The organism is Streptomyces triticisoli (genome assembly GCF_003270085.1).
In the GTDB taxonomy this organism is placed as follows: domain Bacteria; phylum Actinomycetota; class Actinomycetes; order Streptomycetales; family Streptomycetaceae; genus Streptomyces; species Streptomyces triticisoli.
In genome coordinates this window covers 1-16,001 of sequence record NZ_QFDQ01000028.1, presented here as the reverse complement: position 1 = coordinate 16,001, position 16,001 = coordinate 1, and the positions used below count along the sequence as shown (strand labels likewise).

At 67.2% G+C, this 16,001-nt stretch carries 14 protein-coding genes; 6 read left to right on the top strand and 8 right to left on the bottom strand.

What is annotated here, in order from left to right:
* The first annotated feature begins 10 nt into the window (after positions 1-10).
* Positions 11-1,195 carry a CPBP family intramembrane glutamic endopeptidase gene (locus tag DEP02_RS05520; protein ID WP_198668295.1) on the top strand — a complete coding sequence of 395 codons (1,185 nt, stop codon included), beginning with the start codon at positions 11-13 and terminating at the stop codon, positions 1,193-1,195.
* Here DEP02_RS05520 and DEP02_RS05515 read toward each other — a convergent pair.
* Positions 1,183-3,147, bottom strand: a complete 1,965-nt coding sequence (locus tag DEP02_RS05515) for a HelD family protein (RefSeq protein WP_232838976.1) — start codon at positions 3,145-3,147, stop codon at positions 1,183-1,185. The two genes, DEP02_RS05520 and DEP02_RS05515, sit on opposite strands and share 13 nt — an antisense overlap.
* Before the next feature lie 448 nt (positions 3,148-3,595).
* On the opposite strand from DEP02_RS05515, the gene DEP02_RS05510 reads away from it, so the two are divergent.
* On the top strand, positions 3,596-3,787 hold the full coding sequence (locus tag DEP02_RS05510) for a hypothetical protein (protein ID WP_112466199.1): 192 nt from the start codon (positions 3,596-3,598) through the stop codon (positions 3,785-3,787).
* A 17-nt stretch (positions 3,788-3,804) separates the two neighbouring features.
* The gene (locus tag DEP02_RS05505; RefSeq protein WP_438947728.1) at positions 3,805-5,031 is read left to right on the top strand and encodes a glycosyltransferase 87 family protein; all 1,227 of its coding nucleotides are present in this window, start codon (positions 3,805-3,807) and stop codon (positions 5,029-5,031) included.
* On the opposite strand, the gene DEP02_RS05500 is transcribed toward DEP02_RS05505, so the two are convergent.
* Positions 4,986-6,629, bottom strand: a complete 1,644-nt coding sequence (locus DEP02_RS05500; RefSeq protein WP_232838970.1) for a DNA repair helicase XPB — start codon at positions 6,627-6,629, stop codon at positions 4,986-4,988. The two genes, DEP02_RS05505 and DEP02_RS05500, sit on opposite strands and share 46 nt — an antisense overlap.
* Between DEP02_RS05500 and DEP02_RS05495 the strand changes: the two genes are divergently transcribed.
* Positions 6,601-8,298, top strand: coding sequence for a recombinase family protein (locus DEP02_RS05495; RefSeq protein ID WP_198668294.1), 1,698 nt, complete (start codon positions 6,601-6,603; stop codon positions 8,296-8,298). The two genes, DEP02_RS05500 and DEP02_RS05495, sit on opposite strands and share 29 nt — an antisense overlap.
* Positions 8,299-9,141: 843 nt before the next feature.
* Here DEP02_RS05495 and DEP02_RS05490 read toward each other — a convergent pair.
* From DEP02_RS05490 to DEP02_RS05480, 3 genes are all read right to left on the bottom strand, one after another.
* Positions 9,142-9,978, bottom strand: a complete 837-nt coding sequence (locus DEP02_RS05490; protein ID WP_112466288.1) for a protein kinase domain-containing protein — start codon at positions 9,976-9,978, stop codon at positions 9,142-9,144.
* A gap of 70 nt (positions 9,979-10,048) precedes the next feature.
* Positions 10,049-10,492 (bottom strand): glycine-rich domain-containing protein, encoded by a 444-nt coding sequence (locus DEP02_RS05485; protein WP_112466196.1) that lies wholly within the window; start codon positions 10,490-10,492, stop codon positions 10,049-10,051.
* Between the two features lie 251 nt (positions 10,493-10,743).
* Positions 10,744-10,986, bottom strand: a complete 243-nt coding sequence (locus DEP02_RS05480; RefSeq protein WP_112466287.1) for a hypothetical protein — start codon at positions 10,984-10,986, stop codon at positions 10,744-10,746.
* A 107-nt stretch (positions 10,987-11,093) separates the two neighbouring features.
* Between DEP02_RS05480 and DEP02_RS05475 the strand changes: the two genes are divergently transcribed.
* Positions 11,094-11,837, top strand: coding sequence for a helix-turn-helix domain-containing protein (locus DEP02_RS05475; RefSeq protein ID WP_112466195.1), 744 nt, complete (start codon positions 11,094-11,096; stop codon positions 11,835-11,837).
* A 2-nt stretch (positions 11,838-11,839) separates the two neighbouring features.
* Complete coding sequence (locus DEP02_RS05470) at positions 11,840-12,310, top strand: NUDIX domain-containing protein (RefSeq protein ID WP_112466194.1); 471 nt, start codon at positions 11,840-11,842, stop codon at positions 12,308-12,310.
* Positions 12,311-12,528: 218 nt separating this feature from the next.
* Here DEP02_RS05470 and DEP02_RS05465 read toward each other — a convergent pair whose 3' ends face one another.
* The 3 genes from DEP02_RS05465 to DEP02_RS33265 are packed head-to-tail and all read right to left on the bottom strand — an operon-like array spanning position 12,529 to position 15,696.
* Complete coding sequence (locus tag DEP02_RS05465; RefSeq protein WP_112466193.1) at positions 12,529-14,034, bottom strand: Clp protease N-terminal domain-containing protein; 1,506 nt, start codon at positions 14,032-14,034, stop codon at positions 12,529-12,531.
* Complete coding sequence (locus DEP02_RS05460; RefSeq protein ID WP_112466192.1) at positions 14,034-15,344, bottom strand: caspase, EACC1-associated type; 1,311 nt, start codon at positions 15,342-15,344, stop codon at positions 14,034-14,036. The genes DEP02_RS05465 and DEP02_RS05460 overlap by 1 nt, the downstream gene beginning before the upstream one ends.
* 1 nt (position 15,345) lies before the next feature.
* Complete coding sequence (locus tag DEP02_RS33265) at positions 15,346-15,696, bottom strand: effector-associated constant component EACC1 (RefSeq protein ID WP_269809345.1); 351 nt, start codon at positions 15,694-15,696, stop codon at positions 15,346-15,348.
* Positions 15,697-16,001 lie beyond the last annotated feature (305 nt).

The window sequence follows — 16,001 nt, the reverse complement described above, 5'->3', positions numbered from 1 at the left end:
GATGTCGTCCATGACAGCAACATCCCCTGACCTCCCCGGGCTTCCGTATCACCGCCTGGCCCGGTACACCCCTCACCACCGCTGGTGGCGGCCGCTGCTCGGCACCCTGGTGCTGCTCTTCGGGTCGGTCCTGGCCGCAGTCTTCTTCTACGTCCTCGCCGACGTGCTCGGGAGGATCGCCGGTTACCCGGAACTGCCGGACGGCGAAGTCGATTTCGGCCCGGCTCTGGGCACGGCACTGGACCTGGCGGTCATAGCCCTGGACCTGCTGCTGGTCCTGCTGGTCGTGCGCTGGGTGGGCCGGCGTCCGGTCGGCACGGTGTCGTCGGTCACCGGGCGGCTGCGTTGGCGATGGCTGGCCCGGTGCCTCCTGGCCGCCGTGCCCGCCATGGTGCTGTTGACGGTGGTCGCGTTCTTCCTGCCGGACGACCGGAGCGGCTCCGAAGCGGACGGCGTGTGGGTGGGGTGGGGGACGTTCCTCGTCTCCCTGGTCATGCTGGCCGTCCTCGTGCCGCTGCAGTCGGCGGCGGAGGAGTACGTCTTCCGGGGCTGGCTGCTGCAGGCGGCAGGGGCCTTCGCCCGCTCCCCGTGGGTCGTGGTGCTGCCGCAGGCGGCGCTCTTCGCGGCCGCCCACGGCTGGGGCACCCCCTGGGGGTTCGCCGACCTCCTGGTCTTCGGCCTGGTGGCGGGGTGGCTGACCATCCGTACGGGCGGTCTTGAGGCGTCCGTCGCCCTGCACGTGGTGAACAACCTGCTGGCCTTCGGGCTGTCCGCCGCGGTCGTGGACGGTCTGGCGTCCGACGAGACGGCGGCCGACGCCCCCTGGCAACTGGTCGCCGTCGACGTGCCGGTGATCCTGGTCTACGCCCTGATCGTGCTGTGGCTGGCCCGGCGCCACGCTCCGCGGAACGTCTCTCCCCCGCCCCCCGCACCGGCCGCACCCCACCTGCCGTACCCGCAACCCTGGGGTCCGTACGGGCCGTACCCGCAGCCGCACCCCTACAGGCCGTACGCACAGCCGCAGGGACCGTACGGGCCGTACTCACAACCACACCCCTACGGGCCGTACCCGCAACCGCAGAGCACGCACGGGCCGTACGGAACGCCGCCCTCGACCGCGGGCGCGCCCGACGCGGGCGGGCGCGGCCACGGCGAGCAACCGCCGCACCAGCCCAGCGGAGTTCAGGACAGCTGAGGCGGCAGCGGAGCCGTGTGGGTGATGGTCAGGCCCGAGACCGCTCGCGTCAGGGACACGTACAGGCGGCGCAGGCCGGTGCGTTCGTCGGGTTCGGCGTCGACCACGGCCCGGGGTTCGTCGAGGACCACGTAGTCGTACTCCAGGCCCTTGGCGAGAGAGGCCGGGACCAGGGTGAGGCGGGCCCGCGCCGTCGTCTCCTCCCCCGGGGACAGGTACGGCAGGCCGGCCGCCGTCAGTGCCTCGGCGAGGGCCGGGACGCGGGGGTCGGCGGCGATCAGGGCGACCGAGCCCTCGTGGCGCAGCGACTCCTCGCAGGCGGCGACCACTTCGGCGTCCCCGGCGGTCGTACGGACCTCGAAGAAGCCCGGGTTCTCGCGGATCGAGGCGACCGGGGTCAGGCCGGGGGCGATGTGCGGCAGGAGGCGGGAGGCGTAGGCGATGACGTCCGTCGGTACGCGGAAGCCCGCCGTCAGTTCCTCGATCACGGCGTCGGACTTGCCCAGGTGGGCCAGGGCCTCCTCCCAGGTGCGGGTCGCCCAGGGGGTGGTGCCCTGGGCGAGGTCGCCGAGGACGGTCGCGGAGCCGGTGGTGCAGCGCCGGCCGACCGCGCGGTACTGCATGGGGGACAGGTCCTGCGCCTCGTCGAGGACCACGTGCCCGAGGGAGGGCGTGCGCTCCGTCAGGTCGGTCGCCTCGTCGATCAGCACCGCGTCCGCCGCGGACCACTTGGCGGACCTCACCGACCGTACGGGCCTCGCCCACAGGATCGTCTTCCGTTCCTCCTCGGTGAGGATCCCGTCGGCGTGCGCGGCCAGGAAGTCCGCGTCCGTCAGCAGCCGCAGGACGAGTTTCGCCGGGTCGACCGGGGGCCAGATCGCCTTGACGGCGGCCTTCACCGCGGAGTTGCGGGCCACCGCGTCCTGCACGCGGTCGTCGGGGGCCTCGCCCGCCCGCTCCATCCGCACCAGCACGGCGTGCGCGATCCGCTGCGGCAGGGCCTCGCGGGCGGCGCCGTAGCGGATGTCGCGGTCCAGCAACTCGCGGACCATGTCCTCCACTTCGTACGCCGGGATGCGCCAGCGGCGCGAGCCGCGCACCACCACGACCGGTTCGGTGGGCATCGTCACGTGGGAGTACAGGGCTCTGCGCAGCACCTCGGCCATCCGTGCGTCGCCCTTGACGGTCGCGGCGGCCGCGTCGTCCGTGGCGCGCACCTCCACGTGGGTCACCAGGTCGTCGACCGTGGCCTGCCGGACCGCCAACTCGCCGAGTGCGGGCAGCACCTGCTCGATGTAGTGCAGGAAGGACCGGTTCGGTCCGATGACGAGGGTGCCGGTGCGGGCCAGCCGCTCGCGGTGGGCGTAGAGGAGGTAGGCGACCCGGTGCAGGCCGACGGCGGTCTTTCCGGTGCCGGGGCCGCCCTGGACGCAGACGGTGCCGGACAGGCCGGACCGTACGATCTCGTCCTGCTCGGGCTGGATGGTCGCCACGATGTCGCGCATCGGGCCCACGCGCGGGCGCTCGATCTCCTGCTGGAGCAGCCTGCCGGCGGTCGCCGCCTCGGCCGGGTCGGACAGGTGCTCGTCCTCGTACGCCGTGAGGTCGCCGCCGGTGTAGCCGAAGCGGCGGCGCAGCGCGATGTCCATGGGGTCCTTCCTGGACGCCCGGTAGAACGGCTGCGAGACCGGTGCGCGCCAGTCGATGACCATGGGGTCGCCGTCGGCGTCGTGCACGTGCCGACGCCCGATGTAGAACTTCTCCCCGTCCGCCCCCTCGGCCCGGTCCGCGCCCGGCGCGTGCAGGTAGTCGAGCCGTCCGAAGAACAGCGGGGTGTCGCCGAGGTCGGCCAGCGCCTTGACGCGCTCGTCGATCTGGCGGGCGAGGACCTCGGCGTTGACCCAGTTCGCGGTGACGTCGCGGATGTCGAGCGACTCCACGTCCTCGCGCATGGCGCGCAGCGCGGCGCGGGAGGCGGACAGGTGGGAGCGCTCGCGGGCGAGGGGGTCGTCGGCGGGCTGGGCGAGGCGGGCGGGGTCGGCGGGCGCGGGTGAGGACGGCGACGGGGTCAAGGGGGTGCCTCCGGAAGGCCTACGGGACAGGCGGGTGCGCCGTGTGGCGGTGCCGTGCGCGGCGGGATCTGCCGGCCGGTTTCCGTCCGGACGGATGGCGCGGCGGCCCGAAGGGCCACGATTGAGGGTGGTGGTGGGTGAGGGGCGGGAGCTCCGCGGGGGAGGCGGGCAAGGGGGTGGATTCTAGGGCGGCGGGGCGGGCGGAGGCCAACCGGTTTTCCGGGCGCCGGACAAGGGGTGCCGCCCCTCCGGAAGGGGTACGCGGGCGGCAAGGAGGCCGGCTTCGAGGACCGAGGCCCGCCTTGTGTCCCCCATCCCCCTTTGAGCCATGAGCGCAGCAGTCACCCATCCAGCCCACCCGGCCCACGCCGCTCGCCCGGTCGGCGCCACCGCCGTGCAGGGCAGCCGTCAGCACCGCCTGGGCGACGCCCTGCACGCCGTCAAGGTGTTCGCGGGCGCCGTGTTCGACGTCCTCATCCTCGGCGAGTACGGCGAGGAGGCGGGCACACGCCGCAAATGACCTACTAGGGTCGGCCCGTGACAGAACGGACGGTGGCCCTCCGGTCGCGCGCAGTACGCGCAGTACGTGCGGCACACGCGGCACACGCCGCCCCCGCCCTCGTACTCCTCGCCCTCTCCTTCGCCGCCCTCGCGGCCCTGTTCACCGCCCTGGACATCGCGATGCCCGACGCGGTGGTCTACCAGGCGGAGGGCGCTGCCGTCGTCCACGGCCGTGACCTGTACGGCTTCACGGTCACGGAGGGACGGCTGCCGGCCACCTACCCGCCGTTCGCGGCCCTGCTGTTCGTGCCGACGGTGTGGCTGCCGGTCCCGGCCCTGAAGGTGGCGTTCTGCGCGGGCAACGCGCTCCTGCTCGCCTGGCTCGTCCGCCTCTCCGCCCGGCTCGCCGGACGCCGGGCCGGACTTCCCCTGGTGTGTACGGGGACCGCGCTCGCCGTCTGGCTCGAACCGGTCTTCCAGACCTTCGTGTACGGGCAGATCAACCTCGCGATCGCCTGCCTGGTCCTGTGGGACCTCACCCGGCCGCCCGGCGCCCGCGGCAAGGGGGCGCTGATCGGGGTCGCGGCCGGCATCAAGCTCACCCCGGGGCTCTTCGTCCTGTACCTGCTGTTCCGGGGGCGCGTGCGCGAGGCGGCCACCGCGACGGCCGCCTTCGCCGCCACCGTCGCCGTCGGCGCGCTCGCCCTGCCCGCGGCCAGTGTCGACTACTGGACCCGCCACCTCTTCGACACCGACCGGGTGGGCAAGCCGTGGATCACCGCCAACCAGTCGCTGCAGGGCCTGGTCGCCCGCGTGCTGCGGGAGCCGTCACCCGGCCCGGCCTGGGTGCTGCCCGCCGTCGTGGTGGGCGCCGTCGGCCTGTGGCTCGCGTGCCGGGCGCCGCGCGAGCGGTGGGGCGTGCTGCTGACCGGGCTGACCGCGCTGCTCGTCTCACCGATCAGCTGGTCCCACCACTGGGTGTGGTGCGTCCCGCTGATCGCCGTACTCCTGGCCGAGGGCCACCGCCTCCGGGCGGCGCTCACCGCCGTCCTCTTCACCACCCGCACCATGTGGCTGGTCCCCCGCAAGGGCCTGGAGCTGCACCTGCCCTGGTGGCAGCAGCCCCTGGCCTCGCCCTACGCCCTGCTGGTGCTGGCCCTGCTGGCGGTGGCCGCGCTGGAGCACCACCGGCACGGGCCCGGCCGTACACGGTCCGGTCAGGCCTCCTCCGCCAGCAGCTCGTCGGCGTCCATGATCCGGTAGGCGTAGCCCTGTTCGGCCAGGAAGCGCTGGCGGTGGGCGGCGAAGTCCTGGTCGATGGTGTCGCGGGCGACCACCGAGTAGAAGTGGGCCTGGTGGCCGTCGGCCTTCGGGCGCAGCACCCGGCCGAGGCGCTGGGCCTCCTCCTGGCGGGAGCCGAAGGTGCCCGAGACCTGGATGGCGACGGTGGCCTCCGGCAGGTCGACGGAGAAGTTCGCGACCTTCGACACCACCAGCACGCTGATCTCGCCCTCACGGAAGGCGTCGAAGAGCTTCTCCCGCTGCGCGTTGGACGTCTCGCCCTTGATCACCGGGGCGTTCAGGTGCTCGCCCAGCTCGTCGAGCTGGTCGATGTACTGGCCGATGACCAGGGTCTGCTGCCCGGCGAAACGGCGGACGAGCGCCTCCGTGACCTTCCGCTTGGTCGCGGTGGTCGCGCAGAAGCGGTACTTCTCCTCCGTCTCGGCGGTGGCGTACGCCAGCCGCTCGGAGTCCGTCAGGTTCACCCGGACCTCGACGCAGTCGGCGGGCGCGATGTGGCCCTGCGCCTCGATCTCCTTCCAGGGCGCGTCGAACCGCTTCGGCCCGATCAGGGAGAACACGTCCGACTCGCGGCCGTCCTCCCGCACCAGGGTCGCGGTCAGCCCGAGGCGCCGCCGGGCCTGCAGGTCCGCGGTGAACTTGAAGACCGGCGCCGGCAGCAGGTGCACCTCGTCGTAGACGATCAGCCCCCAGTCCCGGGAGTCGAACAGCTCCAGGTGCGGGTAGATCCCCTTCCGCCTGGTGGTGAGGACCTGGTACGTCGCGATGGTGACCGGGCGGATCTCCTTCCGGCTCCCGCTGTATTCGCCGATCTCGTCCTCGGTCAGCGAGGTCCGCCGCACCAGCTCGTGCTTCCACTGCCGGGCGGAGACGGTGTTCGTGACCAGGATCAGGGTGGTGGACTTCGCCTGCGCCATCGATCCCGCGCCGACCAGCGTCTTGCCCGCCCCACAGGGCAGGACGACCACTCCGCTGCCGCCGTGCCAGAAGTTCTCCACGGCCTGCTTCTGGTAGGGCCGCAGCGCCCAGCCGTCCTCGCGCAACTCGATCGGGTGCGCCTCGCCGTCGACGTAACCCGCCAGGTCCTCGGCCGGCCAGCCCAGCTTCAGCAGCACCTGCTTGATCTGCCCGCGCTCGGAGGGGTGCACGGCCACGGTGTCCGGGTCGATGCGGGCGCCGACCAGCGGGGTGATCCGCCGGGACTTCAGCACCTCCTCCAGGACCGGCCGGTCAGTGGTGGTCAGGACCAGGCCGTGCGCCGGATGCTTGCTGAGGGTCAGCCGCCCGTAGCGGTCCATCGTGTCGGCGATGTCGACGAGCAGCGCGTGCGGCACGGGGTAGCGGCTGTACTGCACGAGCGCGTCGACGACCTGCTCGGCGTCGTGCCCGGCGGCGCGCGCGTTCCACAGGCCGAGCGGGGTGACCCGGTAGGTGTGGATGTGCTCGGGCGCCCGCTCCAGCTCGGCGAACGGCGCGATGGCCCGACGGCAGTCGTCGGCCTGCTCGTGGTCGACCTCGAGCAGCAGGGTCTTGTCGGACTGGACGATCAGGCAGGACACGCATACCTCCGCGGATAGGATTGTCACCGTGACAGACACCACACCTGCCATGGCTCGGGCCATGCCCCGTGCCCGGCGCCGGAAGGGCGTACCGGCCGACGCGCCGGGGATGCGCGCCGCTATCTATGTTCGCCTATCGCGTGAAACGGACGAGACGACTTCTCCTGAGCGCCAGAGAACGGCGTGCGAGGCGCTGTGTGAGGCACGTGGCTGGGACGTCATAGTTGTCGAGGAAGACATCGATGTCTCCGGCTTCTCGCGGGGCCTCGACCGGCCGGGTCTGCAACGCATTCTGACCAGGCTCGCCGAGCTGGACGTGATCGTGTTCTTCAAGATCGACCGGCTCGCACGCTCGACGGTCGACTTCGCGGAAATCATGCGACTCGCCGAGCACCAGGGCGTCGCGCTCGCGTCGGCTACGGAGCCGCTCGACCTCACGTCGTCCATGGGGCGAGCCATGGCGAAGGTCATCGCGGTCTTTGCGGAGCTGGAATCCGACACCATCGGCATGCGGGTGTCCAGCGCGCATGAGCACCTGCGCCGCGAGGGTCGCTACACCGGCGGTCGGGTCCCGTACGGGTACATGGTCGTCCCCAATCCCAACGGGGCGGGCAAGGTCCTCGCGGTCAACAAGGACGAGGCCAAGACGATCAGGAAGATCGTGGAACGGGTCCTGGCCAAGGACTCCCTCATGCAGATCATCAACGACCTCAACAAGGAGGGCGTCCCGTCGCCCGGCCACACCTCACGCCAGACCACGGGCAAGCGCAGCGACTCCAAGCAGTGGTACACGACGACGCTGCGCAGCCTGCTGGGCAATCCCCAGTTGCTCGGCCAGGTCATCGAGGACGGAAAGCCGATCCTGCGGACGGACGGTCTGCCCCTGGTCAACCGACCGCCGATCCTCGACACGGACACCTGGCAGGCGCTCCAGGATGAGTTGGAGCGCCGGGCCAATCCCGGTGAGAAGCGCCGGGAGGGGACGTCGCTGCTGCGCGGCATCATGCACTGCGGAGTCTGCGGCGAGCGCATGTACACCTTCAGCGGGCGCAACGGTCAGCTTCGGTACCGGTGCATTGGCCCCCTGAAGTACCGCCAGCGGGCGGCCAAGGGGGAGGAGAAGCCGGGCGAGAAGTGCTACGGGCCGACTGTGGCGGGGGTGACCACCGAGGAGTACGTCACCGAGCAGTTCCTCACGAAGTACGGGCACCTTCCCGTGATGCGGATGGTCCATGAGGTGGGTGAGGACTTCCGCCCGCAGATCAGGCAGGCTGAGGAAGCGTTGGCCGACTTGCAGAAGGACCGCTACGACCGGGGCCTGTTCAAGGGCGACGACGGTTCGAGGCGGTACGCGGAGCAGTACACCAAACTGGAGGACCGCCTTGCGTCCCTGAAGGAAAAGCAGCGAACGGCGAAGCCGGGCGGCATGAAGGCGGAGCCGACCGGCGAGACGCACGCCGAGCAGTGGAAGCGCTCGGACATGGCCGGCAAGCGAGATTTGCTGTTGAACGCGGGCGGCTACGTGGAGGTGGCACCCGCGCGGCGTGGCGGCAAGAAGCTGGACACGTCGCGTCTGTCGGTGTACTTCGGCGAGGAGGGGCACATGCGGCAGGCGGCAACGGCGAAGGAGAGTGAACGGGAGGCCGAGGCGGCTGAGAGTCAGGCCTGACGCCGACGTCACCGGACACACGCAGGGGCGCCCCAACCGGACGGACGAGGTGGGGGCGCCCCTGCGTGTGTTCAGGTTCAGGTGGCGCGCTGGTCGGGGTTATGCCAGGGGCCGATGACCTTGATAGAGGGGCGGCAATACGACAGCGCGGCGCCATCGCGGGTTGTGAGCTCAACTGTCTCTGCAACAAGGCGGCCCGCCTGCGGCGGGCCGCGCGCGCTGGCGGCCACGGGCCGCCGCCGCTCCTGTCTGCCGCCCCGCTCCGGCGGCCTCCACCCGCTCAGCGAGCAGCAACGCCAAGACGGACAGCCAGACCAGGAAGCAACCCGACCAGCCCGAGCACCAGGACCAGGTCGACACCGATCAAGCGAGACCCCGTCACCCAACCGGCCCACGCTCCGCGACCAATGGGACTCGAAGCCGCGGGCAGGCCCGTGCGCCAGGCATCTGCGTCGACAACGCCCAGGCCGGGATGGGGGCGAGGGCCGTGACGAATGGAAGAAGCGTGGCTGAGGCCGGTACGGGGTTGCTGGAGACACACGTGACGGGTGCTCGTTCGGCGCACCCGCCGCCGTGGCTGACTTTCGGTGGCTGAGGTCAGAACCGTGTTTCCGTCGGCCGTAGTCCAAGGGTTTTCCTCTCCAACTCGACAACAAGAAGCCAGGGTTGTAGCCGCACCCGCATCCGGGCACGCCGACTGCCCCGGTACCATTCGGCACCGGGGTCCTGATCAGGGCTTTCATGACCGGACCACCCGGAATGCTGTCCAGGCTGAGGGGTGGTCCGGTCTCTTGTTGTCGGTCTTCGCCGTCCGGGGAACGTTCGGCGGGAGGGGCTGCGGGATCAGCTCAGGGCTTTGCCCACCTCGTAGATCGTCGGTCGGTCCTCCGGGGCGTGGCTGAGCATCGCGTCGATCAGTTCGCCCAGCTCACCGGGCACCCTCACGGGCCGCCGCCGGCCGTTCGCCACTGCCTCTCTCTGCACGTGGCGCGGAGCGTCGTCGGGGTACTCGACCGCCCGCCATCCTGTGGCGGAGATGAGCAGGGAGGCGCCGAGCGCGTAGATGTCGGCTGCCTGCGTCGGCTCGGCTTCTCCGGTTGTCAGCACGCTACGAGCGATCTCTGGTGCCTCGTAGTGGACGAGGCAGCCGCGGAACGGGAAGTCGTACCACTCGGGTACGTGCCCACCTCGTGCAAGGGCGAGGTCGATGAGATGGGTCCGCTCCGGCCCGATGATGAAGTGGGCGGGCTGCACATCACCGTGTGCCCAGCCCTTGGCGTGGAGTTCTGCCAGCGCTTCGACGCATCCCAGCGCCACGCTGGTGTGCGGCTTGATGGACGAGTCTCGCTTACGGCAGGGTTCCCAGAGCCTGTACAGGTCCGGCCCCTCGTGCCACGGCTGGAAATTCCAGGTTCCGCGCTCCCACTCGCCGTAGGCGATGCCGTCGAGGCCGAGGCGATAGAGAACGGCACCCTCGCGTGCTGGGGCGAGCGCAGTCCAGGGCTGCGCAGGCCAATCGGCCGTGGCTTCGATCGTGTAACCGAGCTTCACGGCGTATCGGCCCCGGTGGCTCTCCACTTCCCAGACCGTAGAGCCCCGGCGGTTGATGACCAGGTGCTGCGCCGTGGGCATGAGCGCGTCGACCACCACGATCGGCAGTTCAGGGGTTGGGCCGGACAAGGTCGCTTCTCCCTCCTGGCGAACGCGGCCGACCATGAGCAGAGGCCGGCCGCGTCGCTGTTGTCGTGTGCTAGGCCTGGCCGTACGGCCGGCCGCAGTCCGAGTCGCACTGCGCGAGGTTCTCACCGTTCACGGTCCAGAGATCGTCGAAGACCATGAACCCAGCGGCCTTCATGGCGCGAGCCGAAGCGGCGACCTTCTCCGGGTCGCGGCCACCGCCACCCGGCTTCGGGTTGTGGTGCAGGAAGCGGCCCGCGTACTGCTCGCAGAGTTCGGCGTACTCCTTCGTGTGCAGGATGAGCGCGTGCAGGCCGAGGTCCACGTCGTTCGAGGGGACCATGGGAACGGTGGCGGTGGCCGCCGTCACCAGGAAGGCGACCGCCTGGTCCGCGATCCGCTCGGCACGCTCGGGCGACTGCCCGTTGTGGACGACCACGAAGTGGGCGAGGCTCTCGAACAGCTCCTCACCAGCCACCGCGCGACCGGTCCTCTGATCGTTCGCTGTTGCCGTCATGCGAGTACTCCTCGTGTGTGGCGGTGCGTGGCACTTACCGCCCGCATTGGTCGCCGAGCCTGGTTCATGGACGACGAGGACGCGGGCTTGGATGGCTGGCCCCGAACGGGGACGGGGGAGCCGGGGAACTGGCACCCGTTCGGGGCGGCCGGTCTACTGGCCGATGGCGAGAGCCATGCCGATCACCAGGCCGCACGATCCGCTGATCATGATGATGAACAGGACTCCCGCGTACCGGCCGATGGCGCGCATCACAGCCCATCCCGACTGTTGCCGTTCTTGATGGCCAGGCGTGCGCTCAGTTCCTCCCGCGCACTCAGCGCCACCACGTTGTCCGGCATGGCATCCCACTCCGTGCCGCCACCGACCGGCCTTATCTGCACACGGCCGCCGACCTCACCCATGACGACGCCGATACGTCCCCTGGCGCTGTCCTTCGCCAGTTCACCGATGCCTGGTCTGGTCTGCTGTTTGCTCGCCATGCGGACGAGCATCCTGCCGCCCAGCAGGACGTCGGAACCACCGCCGAACCCCACTTGGGGACGTCCCGCATCGGGTAGAACGTCCCTAGTACCGTCCCCGGGTCTTAGGAGAGATTGGGATGCCGAACGAGAGGTTACGTGCTGCCATGGCAGCCGGCGGCTGGACGTACAACGCCCTCGCGGACAAGGTCGAAGTCGATCCCAAGTCCATCGAACGATGGGTCAATCAGGGGCGGACGCCGCGTCGTGCTACGGCCATGTTGGCAGCGGAAACGCTAGGAGAAGACGTGCACGCTCTATGGCCCGCGCTCCGGCAGGCTCGCCCTGCCCGCGCTGTTAGTCCGGAACTTGTGGCTCTTTACGCCCAGCGGGCGGACATCCCCGTGTCCACTTTTGTGGACATGCTCACCCAAGCCCGCGAACACATTGACGTGTTGGTGTACGCGGCTGTCTTCCTGCACGAGGCGTATCCGCGGCTCAACGACTTGTTGCGAGACCGAGCTGGCGACGGGTGTGCGGTCCGTATCGCGATCGGCGACCCGGACAGCGCTAACGTCCAACAGCGCGGCCAGGAGGAGATGTTCGGGCACGGAATCGAGTCCCGTTGCCGACTCGCTCTCATGCACTACCGCCCCCTTGCTGGGGTACCTGGCATCGAGGTGCGGACCCATGCCACCACGCTCTACAACTCGATCTATCGTGCGGATGACCAGGCGATGGTCAACGCTCATGTCTGGGGCGTGAACGCCTACGGTGCCCCCGTGTGGCACCTCCGCCGCAGCGCAGAGGGCGGCATGTTCGATACCTACGCCAGTAGCTTCGACGCCGTGTGGGAGACCGCGACATCGGTGAGGGAAGAGTGACCATGGCACGGACGGAGTACTACGACGACCCTGCAGCACCTGAGCCGAACAGCCTGGTGGTCGCCGCGTCCGCCGTGGTTAGCGACGACGAAGGGCGCCTGCTCCTCCAGCGCCGACGAGATAACGATCTCTGGGCGCTCCCTGGCGGCGGCATGGAGATGACCGACTCGCTCCCCGGCGCGGCCGTCCGGGAAGTGAAGGAGGAAACAGGTCTGGACGTAGAGATCACCGGGCTTGTGGGCACGTACACCGACCCTCGCCACATCATTGCCTACTCGGACGGTGAGGTGCGCAGACAGTTCAACGTCTGCTTCACCGCCCGCGTGGTCGGCGGCCGGCTCGCGATCTCAGACGAGTCCACGGAGCTGCGGTTCATCCAGCCAGAGGAGATTGATCAACTACCGATGCACCACACGCAGCGGCTCCGGATCCGTCACTTCCTGGAGCACCGTGAGCGGCCCTATCTAGGCTGACCTCATGGCCCCTGTGACAAGTACTCCGCCAGCGACGACCATGGCACACAGAGGTCGTTGAGCACGACCATCAGCCCCGAAGGGTGTCGAGCGCTCGCACACCTGATGTTCGATAGAAACCACGAGCACGCCCGCCAGCCTTTTGGGTAGCCAAGAGAGGGATCGTGAGCCTCCGTGATTCTTGACTCCTCACACGATATTACACAAAGGCAGTGCCTTCAGCTCATGGACCAGACATATGGATCATGGTCAGTGGGCAGAAGGCGGTGCGTCACTGGAGTTCGCTGGGGTGGGGCAGCCAGGGTGCCGGAGTATACGGCAAGTGCCTCGACAACCTCTGCCTCTGTCACCTTCAACAAGTCCGCATCCGGTTCCGCCACATCATTCCGGGTAGCGAGCAGTTCCTCTTCGCGGAACCGGAGTGCAACGTCCGATACCGAGGCGTTTTGCTCGACGACGTTTGACTTTCTTTGGAGCATTTTTGTCTTCTGTGTGTTGGGGGACTGAGGTTCTTTCGATCGGGCCTCTCGAACGCGCGCAAAGGCACTCGCTTCGTCTAGCAAGTCTATGGCCGATCCAGGCAGAAGCTGCTCCGGTACATGGTCGCGTGCGAGCGTTACGGCGGCCTCCACTGCGGCGTCGGTTATACAAACCTCATGGTGCTGCTCTAGTCGCCCACGCACACTTTTAAGGATGGCACGAATTTCCTCAGCCGGCTGCTCCTCGATAGGGACGAGTTGTGTCAGGCGGTCAAATGCTGGATCGGGATCGCGCCCATTATATTCAGACCAGTCGCTGACGCCAACGATCAGAACCTCTGGCTTGGTCATGAGTGATTGAAGCAGCTTAAACGCGTTGGTCGTTTCGTCAGGAAGGTGCAGGGGGGCAAGAAATCCATTCAGGGAAATAATTAGCGCTTCATCGTTGCGAATGTCTTCGAGTATCTTTGAGATCAACTCGGCGCTGCGTCCTCGGAATTGCGGATCGGTCAATAGTGTCGCGAAGTCAAGTGAGTGAACGGTTCGGCCGCCTAGATGTGGTGGCACGTTCCCAGCAGTAATGGTTTGCATCAATCCGACGACGATGGAGTCCTTTCCGACCCCCCTTTCTCCGATAATCAAAGGGATATTTCGATTTTGGCGACTAAGTATTTGAATGACCCGACTTATTTCCTTGTCTCGGCCGATCACTGGACCCAGCCGATCTTCAGATTCGACTTGAGTGAGGTTTACGCTGAAACGGTCGAGAGTTCGCCTCTCCTTCATTACTGCGCGATCAGAGGATTCTGCGTGCCGGGAGAGCACCTCGATTGTCCGCTGGCGTACTTCATCTAGGGGTGCTTCCAGCCTAATCAGGATTTGACAGGCAGTGCATTGTTCCTGTCGAAGCAAGCCGAGCAACAGATGTTCCGGACCAATGTAGTTGTGGCCCAGTTTAAGAGACTCCGTTAGCGCAGCCTGCAGGGCAGCCTTCGCGCGCGGAGAGAAGGGCAGGCTTTCTGGGCCAACGTACTTTTCCGGGCCCTTGAGTTTTTCGATTTGCTGGCGGACTGCCTTTAGTGAAAGGCCGAAACTTCTGAGGACTTCAGCGGCAACACCGTAGTCCTCAAAGACCAAGCCCGATAGGACATGCTCGGTCCCTATGTGGCTATGACCGAAAAATTGCGCTTCCGAATGACTTAGGACAGTGGCCCGTCGCGCTGATTCGGTGAACCTTTCGAACATTAATCCTCTTCCCCGTCCGCCCCCGCGAGATCATCAGACGCTCTGCGGGTGTGTGGGTGCTCAGGCCCCAGGATGCGCTCTCGCTCCGTGACCAATTGCCGCAGCAGGGCTAGCGCCTCATCTCGTGATCCCGTGAACAAGAGATTGCGTGCAAGCATGTGGCGAGTTCGCAGCGTATGAGGGTCCTCGGCGCCGAGTACTCGACTGCGGTCGGCAAGCAGAACCCGCAACATGCCAATCGCTTCATCCCGATATCCAGCTTCCCCGATATTCACAGCCAAAAACTGCCGGGTACGCAACGTATCGCTGTGGTCTGGTCCAAGCAGATTTATGTTCTCTGGTAACAGTTGCCGGAGAAGCTGGGCGGCTTTCATCGGATCTCCGGAAGCACCAAGACTGTGTGCATAGGACTGTTGGGTGCGCAGTGTATCGATGTGCTTCGGGCCAAGAATGCGAGTTTGCTCATCGATAATTTTTTGCAACAGCGTCGCTGCTTTTTTCCAATCGCCGCCTATTCCTTGCTGCACAGCGTCCACGTGACGTTCGCGCAATGCGGGTCCTGCGGATGCAGCGAACGCACGATTTACACTCAGAGCGATTTGATTCGCGGTTCCTGCACCTCGATTGAGCGGCGTCGGGAGGCCTTCGGCCGTCATGGTCTGTCGCAGACGCTGGAACAGGTCCTCGATTGTCAGAAATTCTGGCCCGCCGACGGCCCCCTCAGCCAGCAGGCGTATGAGTCGGCCGGAAAAAGCGATATGGTTTTCACCGGGTAGCGCCAAAGCCACTTGATCGCGTTGCGCCGATGTTGGTACGTATGTCCCTGCAACTTCCAGTTGCTCAATATTCCCTGCGTCACTGGCGAGGGTGTCCGCTACAGCCCGCCCCGAGAAACAGCAGTCCAGAATAACGACCTTATTGAGTGCCGGACTATCAAGCACGGCGTCTCGTAGCTTGTCGTACTCAAGCGAATTGAATTCCGGAGCCGCCCATTCGCTATCAGGCAACGCCAAGTAGAGGTCGTGACGGCGGCTGCTGACAAGGCCGTGCCCGGCAAAATAGACAAGTAGCAGGTCCTCGGCTTCGTCAACGGCGGCACGCAGTCGTTGGCCAACTGTTCGCAAGTCGCCATTGTCGAACAGGGTTGTGCAATGCTCCTCTGGTACGACTCCATAGGTCGGATCGGTGAGTAGTTGGGCCAGATCCGTGACGGTACGGGCGACAGCCGGTAGATCGGGAAGCTCCGGGTCGGCGTACTGGCTGGCGCCGATCAGTACGACCCGAGACGTTTGTGGGTCGGGAAGGCGCACGTCACTCCTGTATGTCGCTGCCTTGTCCGCTTCCTAGTGCTTCCCTTAGCAAAGGCTCAAGATCGGCACTTCGTACCCGCTTGGCGTCGATCTCCACTGTCGCCTCACCATCACGGGTGATCTTCAATTTGATGTCGCTACGTCGCGGCTGGGCGAGCCAGGTGCGAAGGGTGGCGATCAGCGCCGTGCCAGTGCCGCCGGCCCCGAGAAGCACGGTGACGGTGTCAGCAGCGCTGCCAAGCTCCCCTGGCTTGAGCCCTTGGCCGCTGAGGCGTACGCGTCCTGTCAACGCTGGTTCGCCTCGGAGCCAGTCAGCGAGTGATTCCATGTCACGTACGGAGTCCCCGCTCATGACAGAGATCTGTGCGCTCGCCATAAGGCCCCCCAGCGTCAATGGGAACAGATGCGTTCAAGGGCCATCAGTGTAGATCGGGTCATTGCACCTGTGGCGAGGTTTGAAGGAACAGTCGCTGCCCTCGTGGGGGTTGCAGCCTTCCCCAGGAGGTCGGCGGAGCTGCCCGGTGGAGCACGACGTTGAGGCGTGATCTTCGAGGCTCGCGCGAAAGTGGCTGCCTAAGAGCCCCTAACAAAATAGGGTGTTTGCATTATTCTGGGTGTACTGGTGCGAGTTCGTGCCGATCGGGAGGTGTGTGATGT

Bases quoted from the DNA above. Each gene is read 5' to 3' on its own strand.
- DEP02_RS05515 (WP_232838976.1), bottom strand. From the start codon at position 3,147: ATGCGCGAGGACGTGGAGTCGCTCGACATCCGCGACGTCACCGCGAAC.
- DEP02_RS05520 (WP_198668295.1), top strand. From the start codon at position 11: ATGACAGCAACATCCCCTGACCTCCCCGGGCTTCCGTATCACCGCCTG.
- DEP02_RS33265 (WP_269809345.1), bottom strand. From the start codon at position 15,696: ATGAGCGGGGACTCCGTACGTGACATGGAATCACTCGCTGACTGGCTC.
- DEP02_RS05470 (WP_112466194.1), top strand. From the start codon at position 11,840: ATGGCACGGACGGAGTACTACGACGACCCTGCAGCACCTGAGCCGAAC.
- DEP02_RS05480 (WP_112466287.1), bottom strand. From the start codon at position 10,986: ATGCTCGTCCGCATGGCGAGCAAACAGCAGACCAGACCAGGCATCGGT.
- DEP02_RS05475 (WP_112466195.1), top strand. From the start codon at position 11,094: ATGCCGAACGAGAGGTTACGTGCTGCCATGGCAGCCGGCGGCTGGACG.
- DEP02_RS05485 (WP_112466196.1), bottom strand. From the start codon at position 10,492: ATGACGGCAACAGCGAACGATCAGAGGACCGGTCGCGCGGTGGCTGGT.
- DEP02_RS05465 (WP_112466193.1), bottom strand. From the start codon at position 14,034: ATGTTCGAAAGGTTCACCGAATCAGCGCGACGGGCCACTGTCCTAAGT.
- DEP02_RS05510 (WP_112466199.1), top strand. From the start codon at position 3,596: ATGAGCGCAGCAGTCACCCATCCAGCCCACCCGGCCCACGCCGCTCGC.